The organism is Rheinheimera sp. F8, assembly GCF_001518915.1.
In genome coordinates, this window is record NZ_CP013656.1 from 2,814,442 (window position 1) to 2,837,633 (window position 23,192).

Below are 23,192 nucleotides of genomic sequence, written 5' to 3' on the forward strand. Positions count from 1 at the left end.
TAAGCCGGGCTCAGACTGCTGACAAAGGCCTGGACGTAGATCCAGGCCTTTGATCTAATAGAGGGAGTCCAAACAGGAGCTGCCCTCATGCTCAGAGATATCTCCCCGCAACAACATCAGCTTGAAATGGTGACACTGGAACAGCTGGTGCCACAAAACCATCTGGTTCGTAAAATCGATACCACCATAGATTTTGAATTTATCCGTGCTGAAGTCGCTGATTTGTATTGTAAAGACAATGGCCGGCCGGCGATTGACCCGGTGATGCTGTTCAAAATCATGCTGCTTGGTTATTTGTTTGGCGTGCCCAGTGAGCGCCGGCTGATGCAGGAGATTGAGGTCAATGTGGCCTATCGCTGGTTTTTGCGTTTGTCGCTGACCGATAAAGTACCGGACGCTTCAACGCTCAGTCAGAACCGTATTCGCCGTTTCAACGGGACTGATGTGTTCCAACGGGTCTTCGACCGGATTGTTGAGCAGGCCATTGCCAAAAGGTTGATTGGCGGCCGCGTGCTTTACACCGACAGCACGCACTTAAAAGCCAGTGCCAATAAGAATAAATCCATCAATAAGTTAGTGGCAGCCAGTACCTCGGCCTATGTCGACCAGCTCAACGCGGCGATTGAGGAGGAGCGCAAAGCCGCCGGAAAAAAGCCACTGGCTCCCAAGGATGACAGCGTCTGTGAACTGAGCGAGATAAAAGCCAGTACCACAGACCCTGACAGTGGTTTTATGACGCGCGAAGGCAAACCGCAGGGCTTTTTTTACCTCGACCACCGCACCGTCGATGGCCGGCACGGCCTTATTACTGACACGCACGTCACGCCTGGCAATCAGCACGACAGTCAGCCTTATATTGCGAGGCTTGACCGGCAACTGCAGCGTTTCCAGCTTGAGCCGGTCGCGGTTGGGCTGGATGCGGGCTACAACACTGCGATGCTGTGCCACCTGATTAAAGCGCGGCAAATTGAGCCGGTGATGGGCTACCGCCGGCCCAACAAAGGCAAAGACTTATTGCGCAAAAGCGCGTTTGACTACGATAAAGACAGCGATTGTTACCGCTGCCCGCAAGGCGAACTGCTGCAGTACAGCACCACCAATCGTGCCGGGTATCGTGAGTACAAATCCGACCGCAACAAATGCAAAGATTGTCCTATCCGCAGCCGCTGCACGAAAAGTGAGAATCACACCAAAGTATTGACCCGACACGTATTTGAAACGGCCAAAGAGGCAGCCAATGAAACCCGGTTAAGCGCATGGGGCAAGAAGATTTACAAAAGGCGCAAAGAAACAGTAGAGCGTAGCTTCTCGGACGCCAAACAACACCACGGCCACCGCTATGCCCGCTTCAGAGGGCTGGAAAAAGTCCAGATGCAATGTCTGCTGGCGGGTGCTGCGCAAAACATCAAGAAAATGGCGTTACTGCTGGCCGCCTGAGCCAGTCTCAAGCCTAAATCCCTATCAACCAAGCCAAATGCCGGCTCATTCAACACCAGCCCAATCAAATTCAACAACCCACAACTCATTATTAAGCCATGACCACTGACGGAGAATGCACCACTCCTGAAAAGCACAAACCCCAGAAAACTGGGGTTTGTCATTAATCTGAGCCCGGTTATTTAAGCCGGGCTTTGTTTTTTTATTGCGGCATTAAAGCGTGAAGTGCCGCCGGATCGATTGCTCTATGCCGGCACTGTCTAGTCCAAGTTCAGCATAGAGCTGCTCCTGACTACCATGGCGGATAAACTGGTCCGGCAGGCCCAGATTCAGCAGCCGCACCGGTAACTGCAGTGCTGCAACCGCTTCGTTGACACCGGAGCCAGCGCCACCGGCAATGGCGTTGTCTTCCAGCGTGACAAATTTGCTGTGTGTTGTACTCAGTTGTTGCAGCAACGCCAAATCCAGCGGTTTGACAAACCGCATATCCACCAGTGTTGCACCGAGTTTGTCTGCCACGCTGGCCGCAGCATGCAGCAGAGTACCGAACGCCAGAATAGCAAGATCCTGACCTTGTTTGACGATACGACCTTTCCCCAGCGCCAATGCAGTCATCGTTTGCTCAGGGGCTATGCCGGTCGCAGCGCCGCGCGGATAGCGCACAGCTGCCGGGCCTTGGTGTTGATAAGCGGTATATAACATCTGCCGGCATTCATCCTCATCAGATGGTGCCATGATCAACAGATTGGGTACACAACGCAGGTAACTTAGATCAAAGGCACCCTGGTGCGTGGCGCCGTCGGCACCCACAAGACCGGCGCGGTCGATGGCAAAAGTGACATCGAGATTTTGCAGGGCAACGTCATGAATTAACTGGTCATAACCACGCTGCAGAAAGCTGGAATAAATCGCGACGACCGGTTTTAAACCCTCGATGGCAAGACCCGCAGCCAACGTCACCGCGTGTTGTTCCGCGATGGCGACATCGTAATATCGTTCCGGGTAGGTTTTGGAGAACTGCACCAGATCAGAGCCTTCCCGCATTGCTGGGGTGATGGCGTGCAGTTGGGGATCTTGTGCGGCCATGTCACATAACCAGCTGCCGAATATGTTGGAAAAACTCGGGCTGGCGGCTTTTTTCGGCTGCATCTGACTGGCCGGGTCAAACTTGCTGACGGCATGCCAGCCGATTGGGTCTTTTTCGGCAGGGGCGTAGCCTTTGCCTTTTTTTGTCACTATATGCAGCAATTGCGGGCCTTTGAGCTGGCGCATATTGCGGATCGTATCGACCAGATTCAGCACATCATGCCCATCGATGGGACCAATGTAATTAAAACCGAGCTCTTCAAAGAATGTGCCGGGTGTGACCATGCCTTTAAAATGTTCCTCGGCGCGGCTGGCTAACTCATGGAGTGGGGGGACGCCACTTAAGATCTTTTTGCCGCCTTCACGCAGGCTGGTGTAGAAGTTGCCTGATAAAATCCTGGCAAAGTAACGGTTCAGCGCACCAACATTCTCGGAAATCGACATTTCGTTGTCATTTAAAATCACCAACATGTCCGGACGTACTTCGCCGGCGTGATTTAATGCTTCAAATGCCATGCCTGCAGTAATAGCGCCATCGCCTATGACAGCCACTACTTTACGGTTCTTTTGCTCAGCACGGGCAGCAATCGCCATACCCAGTGCCGCGCTGATTGACGTCGACGAGTGACCGACGGTCAGCGTGTCGTATTCGCTTTCTTCACGACATGGAAACGGATGTAAGCCATTCAGTTGACGGATCGTTGGCATCCGATCACGCCGGCCTGTCAGAATTTTATGTGGATAGGCCTGGTGACCAACATCCCAAATCACCCGATCAAAAGGCGTGTTGTAGACATAATGCAGGGCAACGGTCAGTTCAATGGCGCCAAGTCCCGAAGCGAAATGGCCACTACTTTGACTGACACAATGCAACAGATAGTCGCGCAGTTCGTGACTCAATCGTGGCAGCTGGTCTTGCGGGATTTGCCGCAGTTCAGCCGGCAGGTTGGCTTTTGCCAGCAGAGGATAGTTCGAAATATCAGGCGCCATCAATGTAACCTTGCTCAGAATTTGCGGGCGATCACATAGCCGGCCAACGCAGCCAGTTCAGTGGTGTCATACGGTAAAGTGTGCAGGGCCTGTTGTGCCTGCACGACCAATTCTTCGGCTTTTTTCCGCGCCGGTTCCAGCCCCATTAAAGCCGGATACGTCACTTTGTTGGCTTCCAGATCAGAGCCCTGTGGCTTGCCAAGGGTAGCGGTATCACCTTCGATGTCCAGAATATCATCCTGCACCTGAAACGCCAGCCCGATTGCTGATGCGTAAGTTTGCAGGGCTTTTAAGTGGTCTGGTTGTTGGTCTTTACTGCATAACCAGCCCAACTTCACAGCACATTGAATTAATGCACCTGTCTTCAGCTGATGCATATGTTCCAGCGCCGCCAGTGTCATCGTTTTATTGGTATGCGCCAGATCAATTGCCTGACCGCCACACATACCATGGTAACCAGACTGTCGCGCTAACTCACGCAGCAGCTGTATTTGTCTGGCTGCATCGACATGCTGATAAGGATGGTGGGCCAGAATATCAAACGCTAGTGTCTGCAGCGCATCCCCGGCCAGTATGGCAGTGGCCTCATCAAATGCTTTGTGACAGGTTGGCTTGCCGCGACGCAGATCATCGTCGTCCATTGCGGGTAAATCATCGTGGATCAACGAATAGGTGTGCAAACACTCGATGGCAGCTGCCGGTCCATCCAAATCCGTCAGCTCGGCACCGAGCATCCGGCCTACGCTGTAAACCAGAAAAGGGCGCAATCGCTTACCGCCGAGTAACAGACTATATTGCATGGCATCCAGCAGACGCGGATCGGTAACTGTCAGTCCGGATAACACAGATGACATCAGCTGACCGACGCGTTGCTGGTCAGCGGCAAGGTTTTGCAACATCAGTTCAGACCCCGGTGTCAGTCTGGAATGGCACCAAAGTTTCGCCTTGTGCCTGTTGCAACAACAGCTGGACTTTTTGCTCTGCCGCCTGTAACTGTTGTTGACTGAGGCGGGACAAAGTAATACCGCGCTCAAAGCGGGCCAATGCCTGCTCAAGAGTCAGTTCACCTTGTTCTAATTGCTGGACGATTTCACTCAGTTCGCGCACATTGTCTTCAAACTGAGCAGTTTCTGCCTGCTTTTTGCTCATAGCGGTCCCCACCTTGATTTGTGCGCAAAGTTACCTCAGCCACCTGAGCTGGTCAATCAGAAAGGCCGCATGGGATGTTTTTTTTGCCTGACTTTAGAAATATATTTAACATTGTCACTGGCTTAGTCGATAGATAGCGGTAAGCTAGCATAATTACATCAGTTATTTCTGATTGAGCAGGAGATTAGAAGTGGATTTAGCAACCGTCATAGGGTTACTGGCAACAATAGGTATGATGGTATGGGCCATGTATTTGAGCGCATCTGGCAACCTGATGATGTTTTACGACTTCGTTTCTATTGTCATTGTTTTTGGTGGTAGTTTTACCGTCGTTTTTATGAAGTTTACCTTAGGGCAACTGGCGGCATCGGGGAAAGCAGTCGGAAAAGCCTTTCTGTTTAAAATGGAATCACCGGAAGAGTTGATTGAAAAAGCAGTTCAGCTTGCGGACACTGCACGCAAAGGTGGCTTTCTGGCATTAGAGGAAGCGGAAATTCCGAATGAATTCATGCAAAAAGGCATTAATATGCTGGTCGATGGCCACGATGCTGACGTGGTGCGCTCCACATTAGAAAAAGACATTGATTTATCATACAACCGTCACGGTACTTACATTTCAATATTTAAACAGCTCGGTGATCTTGGGCCGGCCATGGGGATGATTGGTACGTTAATAGGTCTGGTCGCGATGCTGGCGAATATGTCAGACCCTAAAGCGATAGGCCCGGCGATGGCAGTTGCATTACTAACAACGCTGTATGGAGCTTTGCAGGCAAACTGCTTGTTTATGCCGCTGGCGGATAAAATGTCGGTGCGTAACGAGGAAGAAAAAAATAACCATTTGCTGATCCTCGATGCGGTGATGGGCATTCAAGATGGCCAAAATCCGAAAGTCATCGAAGGTATGTTGCGTAATTATCTGATGTCGAAAAAACGTGTTGTTAAATCAGATGAGGCATAAAAAATCCAATGGCTGAATGTCCGAAATGCCCGCCCCCCGGTTTACCCGCATATATGGGAACCTTTGCTGACCTGATGTCATTGCTGATGTGTTTCTTTGTATTGTTGCTGTCGTTTTCCGAAATGGATGTGCAAAAATTTAAGCAAATCGCCGGCTCAATGGCGTTTGCTTTTGGTGTGCAGAATAAAATTGAAGTCAAAGATATCCCCAAAGGCACCAGTGTCATCGCCATGGAGTTCCGGCCAGGGCGGCCAGAGCCAACGCCTATTGATACGATTCAGCAACAAACTATCGATATGACTCAGCAGACAATCGAGTTCCAGGCAGGTCAGGAAGACTCATCTGGTGGCGTGCAGGAACAACGCGGTGAACAAACTGGTGGTGCCTCACAAAATACCGATGCGCAATCATCTGCGGCCAGTGAAAGCAGTGCGCAGGACCAGCAGCAAACCAATGAACTGGCAAAAAAAGTTGCTGAGATGATGCAGGAACAGATCCAGGATGGTGCTATCGAGCTGGAGTCTCTGGGACAGCAGATCATTATTCGCATTAAAGAAAATGGGTCTTTCCCGTCTGGATCAACTTTTTTGCAACCAAGGTTTAAGCCGATTATTCAGCAGATCGGCGCTATTTTGCGCGACATTCCGGGTGAAGTGACAGTCTCTGGTCATACCGATAACGACCAGGTGTCGGATGAGCTGAACAGCAACAACTGGGAGTTGTCATCGAAACGGGCTGTGTCCGTTGCCGTTGAACTGCTTAATGGCACCGGTATGGACAAAAACCGTTTAGTCGTGGTCGGACACGCCGATACCAGGCCACTGGTCGACAATGACACCGAGCAAAACCGCAAACGTAATCGGCGGGTAGAGATCTCAATTTTGCAAGGTAAAGCGAAAGAATCGGATCCGATCCAGTTAAAACAACCACCGGCCCAGCCAAAACCGGCCAAACAGCCGTAAATTCGGCTGTCGCACTTCAGACAAGGGCGCTGTATAATCAGCGCCCGTTTTTTTGTCCGGTAGCCCCATGATTGAATTTATTGTCAAACTGCATCCAGAAATCTCCATCAAAAGCAAATCGGTGCGTAAGCGCCAGACTATGTTGCTGGAACAAAACATCAAAACCATTTTGTTGCGGCTTGATCCCGCGGTTGAAGTACAGAATTTGTATGATCATCTGACCGTGCGACTGGACAAAGATGACGACACTTTACGTCAGCAAATGGCTGAACATCTCCAATGTATTCCGGGCATCGTGCAATTTGCTGAAATGCAGTCTGCCACCTATGACTCGCTACACCATATATTTGAGCAAGTACTGGCTTTGTACCGCGATGAACTGGCCGGCAAGAGTTTTGTCGTGCGGGTACGACGCAATGGCGACCATGAATTCAGTTCACTGGATGCCGAACGCTACATCGGCGGCGGCCTGAATCAGCATATTCCTACCGCGCGTGTCCAGCTGAAGAATCCGGATGTATCAGTACAGCTGGAGATCCGCCGCGACAAACTCTTAATGAAAAAACGCATTTATCAGGGCATGGGTGGGTTTCCACTGCCAAGTCAGGGTGATGTGTTGTCATTGATTTCTGGCGGTTTTGACTCAGCGGTCGCTAGTTACCTGATGATCCGCAAAGGCCTGCGCACTCACTTCCTGTTTTTTAATTTAGGTGGTGCGGCCCACGAAACCGGTGTGCGGCAGATGGCGTTTTACATTTGGCAAAAATACAGCCTGTCACATAAGGTCAAGTTTGTGTCGGTTGATTTTGCCCCTGTCGTCGATGAAATATTAGCTCGGATCCCGTCAGGCCTGATGGGCGTGGTGTTAAAGCGCATGATGATGCGGGCGGCGGCGACAGTGGCTGAAAGCCTCAACGTCAAGGCTGTCGTCACCGGTGAAAGTATTGGTCAGGTTGCCAGCCAAACTATTGTGAACCTCAATGTCATCGATCGGGTCACTGAGACGTTGATCCTGCGGCCGCTGATTTATCAGGATAAACAGGAAATTATTGATATCGCCCGCGCTATCGGCGTCGAAGACATGGCGAAAACGATGCCGGAATACTGCGGCGTGATCTCGCGCAGTCCAACTATCAATGCAGTACTTGCTGATGTCCATGCCGCAGAGCAACACTTTGATTTCAGTATTCTGCAGAAAGTCAGTGTGGAAGCTAAAGTGCTGGATATCCGTACTGTTGAGTATCAGGCTGACCAGCAACTAACGACGGTGGCAACCGAATCTGTATTGCCGGCAGACGCCATCGTCCTGGATGTTCGTGCGCCGGATGAAACCGATCTGCATCCGTTGCAGCTCGACAGTCATGCCGTACAGGAATTGCCATTTTTCCGTATTGCCAGTCAATTTGCCGGTCTGGACCAAACAAAACAATACTACCTGTATTGTGACCGCGGCGTGATGAGCCGGCTGCAGGCGTTGCTGCTCAAAGAGCAGGGCTACCAGAATGTCGGTGTATATAAAAAGGCCTGAGTGAAACTGGCCTGAGACTAGCAGATCAGGCTGGTTTGACGGCGCGCAGTTGCTGATAGAGCTGCTGATGCGCCGGTATCGCAAGTCCAGCCTCTGCCGCAGCATTTAATAAAAAACCAGTAATGAATTCCAACTCGTCCGGGCGCATTAGCGCCCGGTCTTGCTGCATGGACGAAAAATTGCCGGCGGTATTGGCCGCGACATCCAGTACAGTCTGACACAACGTCTGCGCGTCAAACGTCTGGCCTTTGGTCTGTGCCACCAGACAGAATTCGTCTATCAACAATTCGATTTGGCGCCGATACTGCGGTTTGCTCAGCTCGCCATTTTTGACCATCAGCAGAGCGGTCAGCGGATTAATTACCGCGTTAATCGCCAGCTTTTGCCACAGTACCGGCAGGATATCGGCGACGACTTGCAATGGGCCTAACGCGGCCGCAAGCACAGCAGCTGGTGCTGAAGACTGACGGGCTGAATCGTTGATGGGGCCCAGCGTGGTGCGGCCAAGCCCGGTATGTTCTAGCCGGTGCGGCCCCGATTTTAATGCACCATGGGTGGTACTGGCAAACCAGAGCTTTTGGCCGCTTTGCAGCTGCGACTGCGCCAGCTCCAGCGTGCCCATACCATTATGACACAGCACAATATCGGCATCGGGCGCACAGCTGACCAACCACTGTTGCAGCGCTAGCTGTATGGAATAAGCTTTGACCGGCACCAGCAGGAATTGCACTGGCTGCTGCGGCTGGCGGCAATTCAACAGTAATGAATGTTCCTGTTGTTGTTGCCTGAAGTTCAGTACTAACGCGGACAGATCGCGGTCCCGAGTCAGCAGGTGGCATGATAAGTGCCGAAGTGCCAGCTGACTGGCAGCTAACAGACCGATCGCACCTTGACCAACAATGCCAATGGTTGGTTGTTGTGTTGAAGTCTTCATGTTGCAGCGCGGACGAACCAATGTGCTGGTAAATATCGCACCAATGCAGCCGCGAGCAGAATGCCGGCGACATCGGCAAACCAGTCCAGCGGATCACCCATGCGGCTGGTAAAAGTGGCCTGCGCAACTTCAATCAGCGCGCCGTAAAACGCAAGCAGCGAAAAAGCGTGCAGAAAAGGGCGGGCAAAAGCTTGTTTAAAACTCAGCGTCAGTGCGAAGAACACCAACACATGCATCACCTTATCATTCGGCATCCAGCCGGATGGAATACCACTGACATCTTTGAGAAAACCGTAAGTTGCGAGCACCAGTAGCGCTAAAAACAAACAGACTGCGAGCGGTTTTTGCAGTGGAAGCACGGAAAAACACCTGATTTTACGCCTAGATACTCGGATTATACGGTGCGCGGCGGTATAATCGCCAGTTGAAAAACTTGGATTATCAGGAGCGCGACATGCCAACATTTGACATCGTTTCTAAAGCGGATCAGCAGGAAGTGCTGAATGCCGTGGACAACGCCAACCGGGAACTGGCGACCCGTTTTGATTTTCGCGGTGTCCAGGCTGAATTCAGCGTCAAAGAAACTACAGTGACGATGAAAGCGGAAGCCGAACCGCAGCTGACCCAGATGAAAGATTTGTTTTTTAATAAAGCGATCAAACGTGGTCTGGATATCCGCTCGTTTGAATCGGCGAAAGTCGAGTTTTCTGGCAAGACCTGTAGCCAGCAGCTCACAGTGAAACAAGGCGTCGAAAAAGAGCTGGCGAAAAAAATCGTCAATCTGATTAAAGACAGCAAACTGAAGGTACAGGCGTCTATTCAGGGCGACGAAGTACGGATCACTGGTAAAAAACGCGACGACTTGCAGGAAGCCATTGCCTTATTACGCGCCACTGATTTAGGTCAGCCGCTGCAATATCAGAACTTCCGCGACTAATCTGCTATACAATCACAGCCTGCTTTGCGCGCCAAAGCAGGCTTTCCCTTCACTAAATAGCAGCAGCCGTCTGGATTGCTGAACTCATTGACATTCTCCGCCTCATCGCTAAACTGAGCGCGCATTTTCAGGTGCTGCGTTAGTTCGCAGTGAAACGGGAAGCTGGTGTCCGTCATTCTGACCCAATCCAGCGCTGCCCCCGCAACGGTAAATTTTGTGGTAACGCCTTCGTGCATACGCGAATGGCAAAGCCGCTTCACGCCACCACTGTCTTCGGATGGGAAGGGACGTGTCGCTGTCGGCCCCGACAACAGGATCAGCCCGGAGACCGGCCTGAAAATTTCATCAACCAACCACATGCGGCGGGCATGTGCTGTGGAGTCAACATGTCGAAATTTTCTTTACTGGCCCTTGCCGTGGCCAGCACCTGCGCTTTGGCGCAACCAACTGAATCCGATCTTGAACATATCTCTGTCTACGCCAGCCGTCAGGCCAAGCCAGTCAGTGAGACGTTAACCAGCGTGACTGTGTTTTCCCGGGCGGATATTGAAGCTGCGCAGGTGCGGGATTTACCTGCATTGTTGCAGCTAGTGCCTGGTGTCACTGTGGCTCGCCAAGGTGGCAGAGGCCAAAACAGCAGTATTTTTATCCGTGGTGGTACCAGTGCACATACGCTGGTACTGATTGATGGTATTCGGGTTGGTGCAGCCACTTCAGGCTATCAGTCATTGGCCATGTTGCCACTTGAACAAATTGAAAAGGTTGAAATTATCCGTGGGCCCAAAGCGGCACTGTACGGTTCTGCCGCACTTGGCGGGGTGATTGCGATCACCAGTCGCCGTGATGGTTCAGTGCATTTTAATGCTAAAACCGGCAGTCACAAGCATACGGAAGCCAATCTTGCCGGCAGTCAGCAACTGGGCAGCGTCAAAGTATTTGGTTCCGTTGGGACTGCTATGGCCGACGGCTTTAATGCGTCCGTTAAAGGCGATCCGGATGATGATGGCTTTGAGCAAAGCTATGTTAAGGCCGGTGCCGAGTACCAAAGCTCAGTCGGCACCTGGTTATGGCAGTCGCAGCTCAATGATGGCCTTTATCAGTACGACTCGAGTTATGGTGGCGACCAGTCGGATGTCCGACAGGAAGTGCACCTGGCACAATGGCAACATCAAATCGGTAAAGTCGGGCATCAGCTGAAACTTGGTCACAATGTCGATGAAGACGTCAACTTTGGTAACAACAGTAAAGATTCGCTGTTCCGCACTATTCGGGACGAGGCTGACTGGCAGTCATTGTATCAGCTGAACGAAGATTTCAGTGTGCTGGCAGGTTTAGCCGCCTCGGAAGAACGGGTTCGGAAATCACCGGACGTCGATCCAAAAGATCCGGCCTTTGATGGTCAGTATAGTGTGAACAGCCGCACAAACCGCGCCGGGTTTGCTGGTGTCAGCTATCAGTGGCAGTCGTTACAGCTGGATGCGACCGGCCGGCGCGATCATATCAGTCGGTATGGCGGCAATAGTTCGTATCAGTTAAATGCCGGTTATGAACTGAATGAGCAATGGCAATTGCGCGCCAGTCAGGCGACTGCGTTTAAAGTACCGTCATTTAATGATCTGTATTGGCCACGTGCTTCAAATCCGGGATTGAAGCCTGAAGAGTCCCGGTCACGTGAGGTTGGCGTAGATTATCAGTCTGAGTTGTCGCAAAGCAGCCTGGTGTACTTTCATCGTGACCTGACGAATCTGATCCGCTATCAGGACCAGCAGGTGTTTAATGTCAAAAAAGCCCGCATTCGTGGCATTGAATACGCGCAAAGCGTTCAGGTCGCCGATACCGGTATTCACTTTAACTACACCTGGCTACAGGCCGATGATTTACAGAAAAATCAACGGTTGACGTTATTACCCAAACACAAAGCGGTATTGCAGCTCGACCGGCAAACCGGTGCATGGACTTATGGCCTGACCTCGTTATTCCAAAGCCGGACTTTTAACGGGAAGAGCTGGACCGGTGTTGCGCAGCCAGATCTGCCATCGACGTTGGTGCTGGGCAGCGCGTTGAGCTATCAGTGGGACCGTCAGACTAAAATTCAGCTGAAAGTCGATAATCTGTTAAACCGGACTTATCAGACCTCGCTGGGTTACCGCCAGTCCGGACTCGAATTGATGCTGGGATTACAGATGATGAGCTTTTAAACGCAAAATAGCAGCAGCTCTTAAAGCCGAGTTGTTATGGCAGTACGGCTTTTGTCTGCAATTTATCCGAACCCCCGCTTCTGTCGGGGGTTTTTATTTTGGATCAGCTGAAATGAGAGATCTCCGATGCATCTGCTGCGTCTTCAGACTACCGCTGATTGTTGTTTTATCGCCTGCCAGCGCATTCTGCGGACTAAAAAGTTGATGTCATCGCACGACGCGCCGGTAAGATTTGAATTGAGATAGCATCCTGTTGCCTGCCAAGCTGATGCAGTAATCCTTGGACCTGAGAGCAGATGAAAAAGAATTTTTATGAAATTCTACCGACGTAAAATTGACCAGCGGACATCTGCGGCGCCTCATTGAATTCATTTGCTTTATTGCCCGGAGTCAAATCATGCAATCATTGAACACTGTTTCAAGTTCCGTCCTCGTGTTTGCCGCTGCCAGCCTGATGGCGCCAATGGTGCAGGCCATCACATTATATCCGCACGAGTCCTGTCATAAAGTTCAGCGTTACGTGGCGCGGCAGATGGAGGATTGTCAGTATGTGATTGAAAAACCGTTGATTATTTCCGGTGGCCAGTGTCATGCGGAAGGCGTCACGACGTTATCCGACTATCCGACGCTGATGCACCGGGATTTTATGGCGCTGGCGTCATTGCAAACCAGCTATATCGAAAATAACTACAAAGAAATGATCAGCCAGAGCATTTACGATATTCAGGCCAGCGAAGGTTTTGACCGGGTCAGCAGCATCAATGCATATGTACAGGGCGAAGTGCAGATGAAAGTACTGGGAGTTGTAGCGGCAGACGGTACTGTGCCGGTGCTGCTGAATGGCTTTGGTTTGCAGGGCATTGGTGAATTGAAAAAATGGCCGGCGACAGTGCGGATTTTTCTGACACTGAATGATGTTGAGATCCGGGGGCACTACAATGTAATGACCGGTCAGTTACAGGCTATTCCGGATCTGTCCACTGCCCAGCCACAAATATCACAACAGGTCGACGTGCCTTTTGTATTTAAACTGCTGAATAAGCTGACGCCAAATATCATCAGAAAGCTGCAGGCTGAGCTGGGACGGTTTAGTGTGCGTTTATCCAACGCTCTGGGGATTGATGAAGAGCTGCCGGCGCGGATTATTTATAACGCCAATATTCAGCCAGGCGTGTTAACACCGCTGCAGGGACTACAGGGAAAACAGCCCGGCGACATGATTAACTTACAGATCAGTTTTAACCATCATCTGCTGGAATATAAAGATCCAAATGCCTATTTTGCCGCAGCGCAGTTTCCGGGTTGCGTGATTGAATCGGCGTGGGAATAACATCAGGATCATGACCGTTCGGCTGCGGCACTTGTATGGCGCAATGCTGTGTTAAAAGTCCGATGGAATTTCGCCAGTTTTGGTGCGATCAGATAAGCACAATACGATTGCTGCGGATTCTGATTAAAATAGTCCTGATGATAAGATTCGGCCGGATAAAAAGTACTGGCCCGGCTGATGGCCGTCACAATTGGCGCATCGAAATCAGCTTGCGCTGTGCTGATAAACTGCCGGGCTGTCTCAAGCTGAGCTTCGTCGTGGGCAAAGATCTCGGAGCGGTACTGCGTGCCGATGTCATTGCCTTGCCGGTTTAATGTTGTCGGGTCGTGTAAGTGGAAAAACATCTCAAGCAACAATTCAAAACTGACCTGCGCCGGATCATAAGTCAGCTGGACGACTTCGGCATGACCGGTGGTGCCGGTGCAGACTGCGCGATAGTTGGCGTTTGCACTGCTGCCACCCATATAGCCACTGACCACTTGCGAAACGCCGCGAACTTGCGCCAGCGCAGCTTCAATACACCAGAAACATCCGCCTGCAAAAGTTGCCAGTTGTGCCATGTTTAATCCCCTAACTAATCTGCTGAATGCCCGATAGCGTAGTCTAATACGTACCCTCAGGCCAACAGATGACATAAATGGAGAAAAAAATGCGAGTTGCAATTATCGGTGCAGGGATGACCGGAGCCAGTGCGGCCAATCAACTCCGCCTGGCGGGCGTTGAAGTTGTGGTGTTTGACAAAGCCCGGGGCCCGGGTGGGCGCATGACATCGAAGCGGGTGGAGTCGAGGGATGAGGCGCTGCCGTTTTATCCGTTAGATTTTGGTGCCCAGTATTTTACTGCCCGTCATCCGCTTTTTGTGCAGGCGTTGCAGGGCTGGTTGGCGCAAGGAGTGGTGCAGCGTTGGGATTTTGATCCTTATGTCTGGCAGCATGGCTTGTTGTTGCCATCCAATGACGGCCAAAGCCGTTATGTCAGCACGCCAACGATGCATCAGCTGGTGAAGACCATACTTGGTGATACGACGCTGCATCTGAATTGTCGCATCACGGAACTGAGTTTCAGTCAGAGCAGCTTCAGCAGTCAGCATGGTGGGGAATGGACATTAAGCTCGGCTGAAGGCGCCAGCTATCCTGGATTTGACGCCGTGGTCCTGACCTGTCCGCCAGAACAGTGCCGCCAGTTGCTGGCGAAACATCCGCTTGCTATGCAGATCCCGCCTGCACTGTTGTTGCCCTGCTGGGCGGTTTCATTGCAGCTGTACCGCGCAGTTGACCATCCGGCAGATGGTATTTTTGTCAAAGAGGGGCCGCTCAGCTGGTGTGCCCGGCAAAGTGCCAAACCAGGCAGAACCGGGATGACAGAACAATGGCTGTTACATTTTAATGCCAGCACCAGTCTGCAACTGCTGGAAGCCAGTCCGGAAGAACTTGCGGCGTTGGCCCAACTGGAATTCAGCGCCATCATCGGGCAAAAAGTTGAAAGCATCCAGTCACTCTGCCATCGCTGGCTGTATGCCAGTTATAATCCGGCGCAGCCAGCACCAGGGCTGCTGACTGACAAAGACCAACAACTAATACTGGCCGGTGATTGGTGCCTGGGTGGCCGGGTCGAAAATGCTTATCTGGCTGGCCTGCAGGCTGCAGCACGCCTGGTGCCAGAATCAATGACTGCTGCTGCCTTGTCAGCCGTTGCCAATGACTCTATGCTGGAGGACGCCATAGTGGCAAGGCATTGACGATAAAGGAGTTCAGATGGGATTGTTCAGTGGATTGTTGGGGAACGCCGGTGCAATTGATGTGGCTGAAGTCGAAGCCGAGCTGGCCAGCTTACTGGCTGACGGCGAACAGGCCGAGCAAGCATTTAAGTTGCTGCGTGATATGATTGTGTTTACCAACAAGCGGTTGATCCTGATTGATAAACAAGGCATCACCGGCTCAAAGAAAGAATATATGTCGGTGCCTTACCGCTCGATTGTGCGCTTCAGTGCTGAAACCAAAGGTCACTTTGATCTGGAATCAGAACTGGTCATTTGGCTTAGCAGCACGGCGGAGCCGCTGCGTAAGACCTTCAGTAAAGACGGCAACATTATCGCGGTGCAAAAAGCGCTGGCAACTTACGCCTGTCGCTAACGCACTGGTGGTTTAGCGGGGTACCGGCAGCGACGGGGTCTCAGGCTTCGTCGCATAGAACTGCCGGCTGTGATCTATCAACTTGCACAGCTCAGCCACGCCATCAAGGGTGCGGATTGTAGCGCGGTGCAATAAGTCGGCATTCGGTTGCGCCCGTTGTTGCAGTTGCACTGCTTTGAGGCTGGCAAAGCGTGTGGTGTAGTCCGTCAGGCGGCGTGGTTCTGTGTCTGATACTGGCTGCACAATCAAATCCGGCTGTCGTTGTAATAGCGCTTCAGCGCTGACCTGCGGATAAGCTCCGGCGGCGTCGGCAAAGATACTCTGCGCACCGCACAGCTGCAGCGCCTGTGCTGGCCATGCGCCCGGTCCAATCGTCGATAGCGGTTCGTCCCATAACTCGTAAAACACCCGCACGGTTTTTTTCTGCTGATATTGCTGGCGCAGTGCCGCCAGGCGAGACCGAACCGCACTGGCCTGTTGACTGGCGCGCGCTTGTTGACCGGTCAGGTTACCGAGACGCTCCAGATCCGCGGCAATATCGTCCAGCGTTTTTGGCTCAAAGCCTTCGGTGCGGATGCCGAGCCGCTGCAACTGGCTGATATCCGCGGCCGGGCTGCCACTTTGCCAAAACAGCACTAAATCAGGTTTGAGTGCCAGAATACTTTCCAGTTGCAGCCCGGCATAGTTGCCGATACGGGGGATAGCAGAGGCCTCTGCCGGATAATCGGCATGTTCGACGGTGCCGACAATCAGGCCGCCGGCACCAATACTGTACAGTTGTTCGGTTAAATGCGGTGCCAGCACTACCAAACGGGGGCCCGGTGCGGCCAACAACGGCGATGTACACAACAGCAATACCAGTGCGGTGACTGAAAAACGCATTACCAGTCCACTCCTTGTTGCGCCCGGACTCCGGAGTCAAACGCATGTTTGATATTTTGTACTTCACTGACGGTGTCTGCCAGCTCAAGCAAGGCGCGGTGACAGCCCCGACCGGTGATCACCACATGTTGGCTAGCCGGCCGGTTCTGCAACGCGGCTAAAACGTCATCCAGCGCAATATAGTCATACGCCACCATGTAGGTCAGCTCATCAAGCAACACCAGGTTGAGCGCCGGATCCAGTAAAAACTGTTTGGCCTGTTGCCAGACCTGTTGTGCTGCGGCGATATCGGTCTCGCGGTTTTGTGTATCCCAGGTAAAACCGGTAGACATCACCGCAAAAGGTACACCGTGTTGTTGCAACAAATTACGCTCACCGCAGTCCCAGCCACCTTTGATAAATTGCACGACAGCGGCTTTCTGACCATGACCGGTAGCGCGTGCCACGACGCCAAACCCGGCGGTTGACTTACCTTTGCCATTGCCGGTGATCACCAGTAATAAGCCTTTATCGATAGTCGCGCTGGCGATGCGGGCATCAACCTGTTCTTTTAGCTTTTGCTGGCGTTTCTGGTGACCGGATTTCTGTTCCGGTACAGGCACTTCATGACTCATTTGGACTCCGGCGTCGGCTAATTAACAACAGAAAAAACGCACTGCCGCATAAAGCGGTCAGAATGCCAATGGGCAATTCTTGTGGTGCCAGCGCACTACGGGCGACGGTATCGACCCAGATCAGAAAAATCGCACCGCCAAGCGCACTGCCGAATAACAACGTCAGGATTTGGCCACCGAACATCAGCCTGATCAGATGCGGGATCATCAGACCAACAAAGCCAATACCACCACAATAAGCGACCACCACTGCGGTCAGCAGGGCGCAAAGTAACAGCAACAGCAGACGCCAGCGGTTAACCGCCACACCGAGGCTTTTTGCCATATCGTCGGACCAGGCCAGCGCCACCAGTTGGCGGCGACCCAGACTACAGACCACTAAGGTCAAAACCAGTGCGATCGCCAGCAACTGAACGGCCTGCCAGTCAGCGTGGCTGACGCTGCCCATTAACCAAAAAATAATCCGGTTGGCGGCAAAACTGTCGGCCTGAAACAGCAATAAACTGGCCAGCGCGCTGGCACAAAATGACACGGCAAGACCGGTTAGCAATAAGGTGCTGAGGGATTGCATGCCTTGCGCGGTGGCCCGCTGTGCCAGTGTCAGCACCAGCAAGATCGCGATCAGCGCACCGGCAAAAGCCGATGCCGGCAACGCCAGTGCCAGCGCCGGGAACAACAAACTGCTGATAGTGGCGCCGAGTGCGGCACCGGACACCACACCAAATAAATACGGATCGGCCAGTTCGTTCCGGCTGAGCAGCTGTAGCAAGGCGCCACACAGCGCCAGGGCTGCGCCGGCAAGTCCGGCCAGCAATACGCGGGGCAGGCGTAATTGCCAGAAAATTTGTTGCGGCAGGGGATCGGTCGCCTGGCCGGTTAATAGTGACCAAAGCGGCAAATCGACCACGCCGATCTGCAGTGCAGCGATCACACTGACACCGGATAGTCCGATTAAAAGTAACAGCTGCAACACGCTGTGGCGGGTCATCGGCACTCCGGGGCAAAAGTTACACGGCAGTGCTGATCAAATGGGCTGTGATCAACCAGACAAGGCCGGCCATACACCTGTTCCAGCAGTTGAGGTTGCAGCACCTGTGCCGGAGTGCCAGCCGCCAGTAACTGTCCATGCTGTAACACCAGCAACTCATCACAATAAGCTGCCGCCAGATTAATGTCGTGAAAACTGGCAAGAACGGTCAGACCACTGCGGCGTAATATCGCCAGCAGTTGATGCTGATAGTGGATGTCCAGGTGATTGACCGGTTCATCAAGTAACAATACACAGGCCTGTTGCACCAGAACCCGGGCCAGATGGGCACGTTGTTGTTCACCGCCGGATAAGTGGCGCAGCAAAGCTGATGCCTTGTCGGCAAGGCCAACCTGACTGAGTGCGGCGTTGATGGCGGCTTTATCTGCAGGGGTGTCGGCCTGCCACAATGCTTTATGCGGCATTAAGCCCAATTGCAGCAGTTGCTGCACTGTCATCTCTGTGGGTGGTTGCTGCTGACTTAAATAGGCCAGCTGGCGGGCGCGGGCGCGCGGTTCGAGTTGTTGCAGGGGCTGTTGCTGTAACAATACCTGGCCCTGATCAGGGGATTTCAGTGCGGCCAATAGCTGTAACAATGTCGATTTACCGGCGCCGTTGGCGCCGAGTAAGCCATAGATTTTGCCTGCTTTCAGGGCAAAACTCAGCGGCCCAAGCAGGAATCCGCCGGGGAGTTGTAGTTGGACTTGTTGGCATTGCAGTAACACCGATGTGTCGGTCATTAAATGCTGCACCGAAAAGAACGGCTGTGGTACAGCCAGGAAAAACAATGTACGGATAGTAACAAATATTCAACGCAAGGCCCAGCCCGCCGCACGCGGCGGCGGTGGGCAATTAAAAGCATCAGTCTTTAGGTGTGTCCAGTACGTCCAGCGCTTTGGCGATGTCCTGTGGTGAACCGGTGTTGCGCGCCAGCGCCACATAAGCCACTGGTACGATATACAAGGTCAGCAACGTGGCAAAGCCAACACCGGCACAAATGACCATGCCAATCACCATCCGGCTCTCAGAACCTGGCCCCGAGGTGATAATCAACGGAATACTGCTCATCACAGTGGTAAAGGCCGTCATCGTAATAGGGCGCAGACGCTGGACTGCTGCCTGATGAATGGCCGCAGTGAACTCCACGCCGGCATCCCGTAGCTGATTGGCGAACTCAACAATCAATATGCCATTTTTCGCCACCAATCCGATAATCATCACCAATCCAATCTGGCTATAGATATTCAGTGTCATCCCGGCCAGATAGAGGCCACCCAGCGCACCGGCCATGCCAAGCGGCACCGTCAGCATAATGACAAACGGATGAATAAAACTCTCAAACTGCGCAGCCATCACCAAATAAGTAATAATCAGCGCCAAAGCAAAAATCAGGATGGTCGATTCACCGCTGTTTTTAAACATCAGCGACTCGCCTTTATAATCAATACCGCCGACGTCTTTAATCTCTGTCCGCACCACACCTTCCAGGTATTCCAATGCTTCACCGAGGCTATATCCCGGCGCCAGATTGGCCATAATGGTGATAGCGCGCATCCGGTTATACCGATTCAGTGTTGATGATGTGGCTTCTTCTTTCAGTGTCACCAGATTGTCCAGCGGTATCAGCTTGTTTGAACCCGTGGATCGCACATAAACACCAGTGATGCTGGTTGGATCGCTGAAATCCGAATCGGCGCCTTCCAGAATAAGATCGTATTCTTTACCGCGATCAAGGAAGGTCGTCACACGGCGGCCGCCCAGCATGGCTTCCAGCGCCCGGCCGACCACGCCAACCGAAATGCCCAGATCGGCGGCGCGTTCGGTGTTAATTTCCACCAGAATTTGCGGCACAGTTTCTTTGTAATCGTGATCAAGCATTTGCAGGTTCGGGTTTTCCCGCGCTTTTGCCAGCACGATGTCGCGCCATTTGGCGAGTTCTTCATAGGTATTACCCTGGATGACAAACTGCACCGGCCGGCCACCACCGCCACCGCCACGGCCAGCAGTCAGGCCGCTGCGCATATTAGTAAAGGCGCGCACGTCGGTCAGGTTATTGAGTTTCTGACCTATCTCCTGCATCAATTCTGGTGTACGGCGTTGACCGTTATGCCAGTTTTCGCTGCCGACAATCGCCATGCCGCCGCTGTTACCAAAGCCAGGTACGCGGATCAATAAACGGTTCAGTTCACCTTTTTCGTAGTAGGGCAGCAGGATATCTTCAATCAGCCGCATGTTTTGTTGATTGGACTGATAACTGGCGCCTTCCGCCGGGCTCATCATGACAAAAAAGGTGCCGCGGTCTTCCTGTGGTGACAACTCCGATGGCAGCAATTTCAGCAGTAACACGCTGATAACGACACAGCTGCCAAGCACCAGCCAGCTGGGCCAGCGTACCCGCGTTACTATTTGCAGCTGACGCAGATAAGCGGCTTCCACTTTTTCCATCGCCCGGTGGATAACCAGACTAAAGCCCCGTTTCTCTTTTTGCACTTTGAGCATCTTGCTGCACAGCATTGGTGAAAGCGTCAGTGCGGCAATCGCGGAGAATGCCACCGCAGCAGCAACCGCCAGCGCAAATTCAGTGAATAATTTGCCTAAATCACCTTGCATAAACACCAGCGGGACAAACACCGCGATTAATACCAGTGTGGTTGCGACAACCGCAAAGCCAACTTCGCGGCTGCCATGGTAGGCCGCCAGTAGCGGTGGCTGGCCTTGTTCAATCCGCCGGTAAATATTTTCCAGTACGACTATCGAATCGTCGACCACCAGACCAATCGCCAGCACCATGGCTAACAGCGTCAGCAGGTTAATCGAGAAATCCAGCGCATACAGCACGGTCACGGCAGCAATCAGGGCAACCGGCACTGTGATGGCTGGAATAAAAGTGGCGCGGACGCTGCCTAAAAAGGCAAATATCACCAGGACCACCAGCACCATGGCAATACCGAGCGTGACATAAACTTCATGGATAGATTCGGCGATAAACAACGATGAATCATAACCCGGCACTATAGTTGTTCCGGCCGGCAGACTGGCAGAGATCCGATCCACTTCAGTTCTGACGTTACGCACCACATCCAGTGTATTGGCTTTGGACTGCTTGATAATACCGATGCCGAGCACGTTCTTGCCGTCGCTTCTGAATTCACTTTCTTCATTTTCTGAAGCCAGGGTCACATCCGCAATTTCGCCCAGCCGGACTAAGTAGTTGTTGTCGCCTTTTTTCACCACCAGGCGGCGGTAATCATCCTGAGTTTTATAGGTACGGATCACCCGGACGATAAAATCGCGGTCGGCGGATTTAACGTTACCGGCCGGTAATTCGACGTTTTCATTGCGCAGCACGTTTTCAATATCGGCGACTGTGACATTTCGCGACGCCATCGCATCTTTATTCAGCCAGATGCGCATCGCGTACTTGCGCTCACCACCGATTTGCAGCCGGGCCACACCGTCGACCACCGAAAATCGTTCGACGATATAGCGGTTGGCGTAGTCGGTCAGCTCCAGGTTGGTCATGGTGTCGCTGTTCAGCAAAAACCAGGCGATGGTGTCATCGTCACCGTTGGCTTTGACCACTTGCGGCGGTCTGGCCTGATCTGGCAAGCGTTCCATCATCCGTGACACGCGTTCGCGCACATCATTGGCGGCGGCGTCGATATCGCGGTTAACATTAAATTCGATGATGACGTTCGAGCGGCCGACACGGCTGCTGGAACTGATATTGATGATACCTTCGACGCCACTGATCAAATCTTCCAGCGGCTGGGTAATTTTCGATTCAACAATCTCAGCTGAAGCGCCGGGATAGTCGGTGCTGATGGTCACCACTGGCGAATCGATATCCGGATATTCACGCAGCGGCAGCATACTGAAACAGACGATGCCGAAGATCACCAGCACCAGGTTAATGACGGTTGCGAATACCGGACGTTTGACAGACAGATCAGACAGCAGCATGGTTTATGGCTCCGACCGCGTGATCACCACGCCGGTGCGCAGCTTCTGGCTACCTTCTGTGACAATTTCATCGCCGGCTTTAAGACCCGATATGACCTCAACCAGGCCCGGTAAACGCTGGCCGGGGATGATTTCCACCTGGCGGACTTTATTTTCAGCCTCGACCACAAACACATAATGTTTGCTTTGCAGCGGCATCACGGCTTTTTCAGCGATTTGCACGACCTCAGCTTTGGCCAGTTCAACATGCACATTCAGCAGCATGCCCGGGCGCAGTTTCAAATCGGCATTGTCGATCACGGCATGGACTTTCACCGAGCGGGTCACCGGGTCAATCCGTGGGTCAATGGCCTTTACCTTGCCCTGAAAAGCAAAACCGGGATAGGCAATGTTGTCGGCGAGGATAACCATATCGGTTTGCAATGCTGCCAGATAACGTTCAGCGATATTAAATTCAACGCGGATTTTACTGATATCGTCCAGTGTGGTCAGTTCAGTGCCTGTGGCGAGGTAGGCGCCATTACTGACCTGACGTAACCCCAGCACACCGTCAAACGGCGCGTGGATCACCAGTTCATTGAGCCGGGCTTCGAGTGCGTCGAGCTGGGCGCGGGTGGCATTGACTTTGGCTTGCTGTTCGTCGAGCAACGACTGTGCGCTGGCCTGGGTCCGGGTTAAGTTTTTCAGCCGCGCTAACTGGCGGTTTTGCTCCGTCATCAGGGCCTTCAATTCAGCAATGCGGGCGCGCTCTTCGGTATCATTAAAACGGGCGATTAAATCACCTTTTTTCACCGGCTGACCTTCCCGGATATTCAGTTCAATCAGATAATCACTGCTGGCATTGACGATACGGGCGGAATCATAAGCCAGTGCCGTGCCCAGAGCGTCAACTTTTCGGGTCAGTAATGCGCTTTGAACTTTACTGGTGCTGACATAAATTTGGTTCTCAGTCCGTCGACTTTGGTCTTGCGGCCCTGTTGTTTGAAAGAATAAATACAACATAAAGCCAGCCAGCAATAAAAAAATGATCCAAATCAGGCGTGAATGGTTAATCAATGTCAG

21 protein-coding genes and 1 riboswitch are annotated in these 23,192 nt (G+C 52.4%); of the genes, 9 read left to right on the forward strand and 12 right to left on the reverse strand.

Annotation, left to right across the window (positions count from 1 at the left end; genetic code table 11):
- The first annotated feature begins 87 nt into the window (after positions 1-87).
- On the forward strand, positions 88-1,437 hold the full coding sequence (locus ATY27_RS12635) for an IS1182 family transposase (RefSeq protein ID WP_208930996.1): 1,350 nt from the start codon (positions 88-90) through the stop codon (positions 1,435-1,437).
- 213 nt (positions 1,438-1,650) lie between these two features.
- Here the strand turns inward: ATY27_RS12635 and dxs are convergent, their stop codons facing one another.
- The 3 genes from dxs to ATY27_RS12650 are packed head-to-tail and all read right to left on the reverse strand — an operon-like array spanning position 1,651 to position 4,662.
- On the reverse strand, positions 1,651-3,513 hold the full coding sequence (gene dxs, locus ATY27_RS12640; RefSeq protein WP_208930997.1) for a 1-deoxy-D-xylulose-5-phosphate synthase: 1,863 nt from the start codon (positions 3,511-3,513) through the stop codon (positions 1,651-1,653).
- Positions 3,514-3,527: 14 nt separating this feature from the next.
- Positions 3,528-4,412 (reverse strand): (2E,6E)-farnesyl diphosphate synthase, encoded by an 885-nt coding sequence (gene ispA / locus ATY27_RS12645; protein ID WP_208930998.1) that lies wholly within the window; start codon positions 4,410-4,412, stop codon positions 3,528-3,530.
- A gap of 4 nt (positions 4,413-4,416) precedes the next feature.
- Positions 4,417-4,662 (reverse strand): exodeoxyribonuclease VII small subunit, encoded by a 246-nt coding sequence (locus ATY27_RS12650; protein WP_208930999.1) that lies wholly within the window; start codon positions 4,660-4,662, stop codon positions 4,417-4,419.
- A 190-nt stretch (positions 4,663-4,852) separates the two neighbouring features.
- Here ATY27_RS12650 and pomA point away from each other — a divergent pair, with 190 nt between their 5' ends.
- The 3 genes from pomA (at position 4,853) to thiI (ending at position 8,113) form a co-directional block, all read left to right on the forward strand.
- Positions 4,853-5,623, forward strand: coding sequence for a flagellar motor protein PomA (gene pomA / locus ATY27_RS12655; protein WP_208931000.1), 771 nt, complete (start codon positions 4,853-4,855; stop codon positions 5,621-5,623).
- Positions 5,624-5,631: 8 nt separating this feature from the next.
- Positions 5,632-6,585: a flagellar motor protein MotB gene (locus ATY27_RS12660; RefSeq protein ID WP_208931001.1), complete on the forward strand. Its 954-nt coding sequence runs from the start codon at positions 5,632-5,634 to the stop codon at positions 6,583-6,585.
- A 67-nt stretch (positions 6,586-6,652) separates the two neighbouring features.
- Complete coding sequence (gene thiI / locus ATY27_RS12665; protein WP_208931002.1) at positions 6,653-8,113, forward strand: tRNA uracil 4-sulfurtransferase ThiI; 1,461 nt, start codon at positions 6,653-6,655, stop codon at positions 8,111-8,113.
- Between the two features lie 25 nt (positions 8,114-8,138).
- On the opposite strand, the gene ATY27_RS12670 is transcribed toward thiI, so the two are convergent.
- Positions 8,139-9,047, reverse strand: a complete 909-nt coding sequence (locus ATY27_RS12670; protein ID WP_208931003.1) for a 2-dehydropantoate 2-reductase — start codon at positions 9,045-9,047, stop codon at positions 8,139-8,141.
- Positions 9,044-9,406, reverse strand: coding sequence for a VanZ family protein (locus ATY27_RS12675; RefSeq protein ID WP_208931004.1), 363 nt, complete (start codon positions 9,404-9,406; stop codon positions 9,044-9,046). The genes ATY27_RS12670 and ATY27_RS12675 overlap by 4 nt, the downstream gene beginning before the upstream one ends.
- 95 nt (positions 9,407-9,501) lie before the next feature.
- On the opposite strand from ATY27_RS12675, the gene ATY27_RS12680 reads away from it, so the two are divergent.
- The 3 genes from ATY27_RS12680 to ATY27_RS12690 all read left to right on the forward strand — a co-directional run bounded on the left by ATY27_RS12680 (position 9,502) and on the right by ATY27_RS12690 (position 13,512).
- Complete coding sequence (locus tag ATY27_RS12680; RefSeq protein WP_208931005.1) at positions 9,502-9,984, forward strand: YajQ family cyclic di-GMP-binding protein; 483 nt, start codon at positions 9,502-9,504, stop codon at positions 9,982-9,984.
- Positions 9,985-10,096: 112 nt separating this feature from the next.
- Positions 10,097-10,336, forward strand: a riboswitch (cobalamin riboswitch).
- A 34-nt stretch (positions 10,337-10,370) separates the two neighbouring features.
- Complete coding sequence (locus ATY27_RS12685; protein WP_208931006.1) at positions 10,371-12,182, forward strand: TonB-dependent receptor; 1,812 nt, start codon at positions 10,371-10,373, stop codon at positions 12,180-12,182.
- Positions 12,183-12,579: 397 nt separating this feature from the next.
- The gene (locus tag ATY27_RS12690) at positions 12,580-13,512 is read left to right on the forward strand and encodes a hypothetical protein (RefSeq protein ID WP_208931007.1); all 933 of its coding nucleotides are present in this window, start codon (positions 12,580-12,582) and stop codon (positions 13,510-13,512) included.
- Between the two features lie 8 nt (positions 13,513-13,520).
- Here the strand turns inward: ATY27_RS12690 and msrA are convergent, their stop codons facing one another.
- Positions 13,521-14,072 carry a peptide-methionine (S)-S-oxide reductase MsrA gene (gene msrA, locus ATY27_RS12695; RefSeq protein WP_208931008.1) on the reverse strand — a complete coding sequence of 184 codons (552 nt, stop codon included), beginning with the start codon at positions 14,070-14,072 and terminating at the stop codon, positions 13,521-13,523.
- 89 nt (positions 14,073-14,161) lie between these two features.
- Here msrA and ATY27_RS12700 point away from each other — a divergent pair, with 89 nt between their 5' ends.
- Together ATY27_RS12700 and ATY27_RS12705 are read left to right on the forward strand one after the other, a co-directional pair.
- Entirely contained in the window at positions 14,162-15,250 is a 1,089-nt protein-coding gene (locus ATY27_RS12700) for an FAD-dependent oxidoreductase (RefSeq protein ID WP_208931009.1), read from the forward strand.
- A gap of 16 nt (positions 15,251-15,266) precedes the next feature.
- Positions 15,267-15,644: a PH domain-containing protein gene (locus tag ATY27_RS12705; RefSeq protein WP_208931010.1), complete on the forward strand. Its 378-nt coding sequence runs from the start codon at positions 15,267-15,269 to the stop codon at positions 15,642-15,644.
- 12 nt (positions 15,645-15,656) lie between these two features.
- Here ATY27_RS12705 and ATY27_RS12710 read toward each other — a convergent pair whose 3' ends face one another.
- From ATY27_RS12710 to ATY27_RS12735, 6 genes are all read right to left on the reverse strand, one after another.
- A complete protein-coding gene (locus ATY27_RS12710) occupies positions 15,657-16,526 on the reverse strand; it encodes a cobalamin-binding protein (protein ID WP_208931011.1) in 870 nt (289 codons plus the stop codon).
- Positions 16,526-17,140: a cob(I)yrinic acid a,c-diamide adenosyltransferase gene (cobO, locus tag ATY27_RS12715; protein WP_208931012.1), complete on the reverse strand. Its 615-nt coding sequence runs from the start codon at positions 17,138-17,140 to the stop codon at positions 16,526-16,528. The genes ATY27_RS12710 and cobO overlap by 1 nt, the downstream gene beginning before the upstream one ends.
- Positions 17,130-18,128 (reverse strand): iron ABC transporter permease, encoded by a 999-nt coding sequence (locus tag ATY27_RS12720; protein ID WP_208931013.1) that lies wholly within the window; start codon positions 18,126-18,128, stop codon positions 17,130-17,132. Before ATY27_RS12720 ends, cobO begins: the two co-directional genes overlap by 11 nt.
- On the reverse strand, positions 18,125-18,907 hold the full coding sequence (locus ATY27_RS12725; RefSeq protein ID WP_208931014.1) for an ABC transporter ATP-binding protein: 783 nt from the start codon (positions 18,905-18,907) through the stop codon (positions 18,125-18,127). Before ATY27_RS12725 ends, ATY27_RS12720 begins: the two co-directional genes overlap by 4 nt.
- 121 nt (positions 18,908-19,028) lie before the next feature.
- Complete coding sequence (locus ATY27_RS12730) at positions 19,029-22,130, reverse strand: efflux RND transporter permease subunit (protein WP_208931015.1); 3,102 nt, start codon at positions 22,128-22,130, stop codon at positions 19,029-19,031.
- 3 nt (positions 22,131-22,133) lie between these two features.
- A complete protein-coding gene (locus ATY27_RS12735; protein ID WP_244151294.1) occupies positions 22,134-23,186 on the reverse strand; it encodes an efflux RND transporter periplasmic adaptor subunit in 1,053 nt (350 codons plus the stop codon).
- Positions 23,187-23,192: the final 6 nt, after the last annotated feature.

Excerpts from the sequence above, each read along its gene's own strand:
- ATY27_RS12635 (WP_208930996.1), top strand. The coding sequence starts at position 88 with ATGCTCAGAGATATCTCCCCGCAACAACATCAGCTTGAAATGGTGACA.
- dxs (WP_208930997.1), bottom strand. The coding sequence starts at position 3,513 with ATGGCGCCTGATATTTCGAACTATCCTCTGCTGGCAAAAGCCAACCTG.
- ispA (WP_208930998.1), bottom strand. The coding sequence starts at position 4,412 with ATGTTGCAAAACCTTGCCGCTGACCAGCAACGCGTCGGTCAGCTGATG.
- ATY27_RS12650 (WP_208930999.1), bottom strand. The coding sequence starts at position 4,662 with ATGAGCAAAAAGCAGGCAGAAACTGCTCAGTTTGAAGACAATGTGCGC.
- ATY27_RS12660 (WP_208931001.1), top strand. The coding sequence starts at position 5,632 with ATGGCTGAATGTCCGAAATGCCCGCCCCCCGGTTTACCCGCATATATG.
- thiI (WP_208931002.1), top strand. The coding sequence starts at position 6,653 with ATGATTGAATTTATTGTCAAACTGCATCCAGAAATCTCCATCAAAAGC.
- ATY27_RS12670 (WP_208931003.1), bottom strand. The coding sequence starts at position 9,047 with ATGAAGACTTCAACACAACAACCAACCATTGGCATTGTTGGTCAAGGT.
- ATY27_RS12680 (WP_208931005.1), top strand. The coding sequence starts at position 9,502 with ATGCCAACATTTGACATCGTTTCTAAAGCGGATCAGCAGGAAGTGCTG.
- ATY27_RS12685 (WP_208931006.1), top strand. The coding sequence starts at position 10,371 with ATGTCGAAATTTTCTTTACTGGCCCTTGCCGTGGCCAGCACCTGCGCT.
- ATY27_RS12690 (WP_208931007.1), top strand. The coding sequence starts at position 12,580 with ATGCAATCATTGAACACTGTTTCAAGTTCCGTCCTCGTGTTTGCCGCT.
- msrA (WP_208931008.1), bottom strand. The coding sequence starts at position 14,072 with ATGGCACAACTGGCAACTTTTGCAGGCGGATGTTTCTGGTGTATTGAA.
- ATY27_RS12700 (WP_208931009.1), top strand. The coding sequence starts at position 14,162 with ATGCGAGTTGCAATTATCGGTGCAGGGATGACCGGAGCCAGTGCGGCC.
- ATY27_RS12705 (WP_208931010.1), top strand. The coding sequence starts at position 15,267 with ATGGGATTGTTCAGTGGATTGTTGGGGAACGCCGGTGCAATTGATGTG.
- ATY27_RS12710 (WP_208931011.1), bottom strand. The coding sequence starts at position 16,526 with ATGCGTTTTTCAGTCACCGCACTGGTATTGCTGTTGTGTACATCGCCG.
- cobO (WP_208931012.1), bottom strand. The coding sequence starts at position 17,140 with ATGAGTCATGAAGTGCCTGTACCGGAACAGAAATCCGGTCACCAGAAA.
- ATY27_RS12720 (WP_208931013.1), bottom strand. The coding sequence starts at position 18,128 with ATGACCCGCCACAGCGTGTTGCAGCTGTTACTTTTAATCGGACTATCC.
- ATY27_RS12725 (WP_208931014.1), bottom strand. The coding sequence starts at position 18,907 with ATGACCGACACATCGGTGTTACTGCAATGCCAACAAGTCCAACTACAA.
- ATY27_RS12730 (WP_208931015.1), bottom strand. The coding sequence starts at position 22,130 with ATGCTGCTGTCTGATCTGTCTGTCAAACGTCCGGTATTCGCAACCGTC.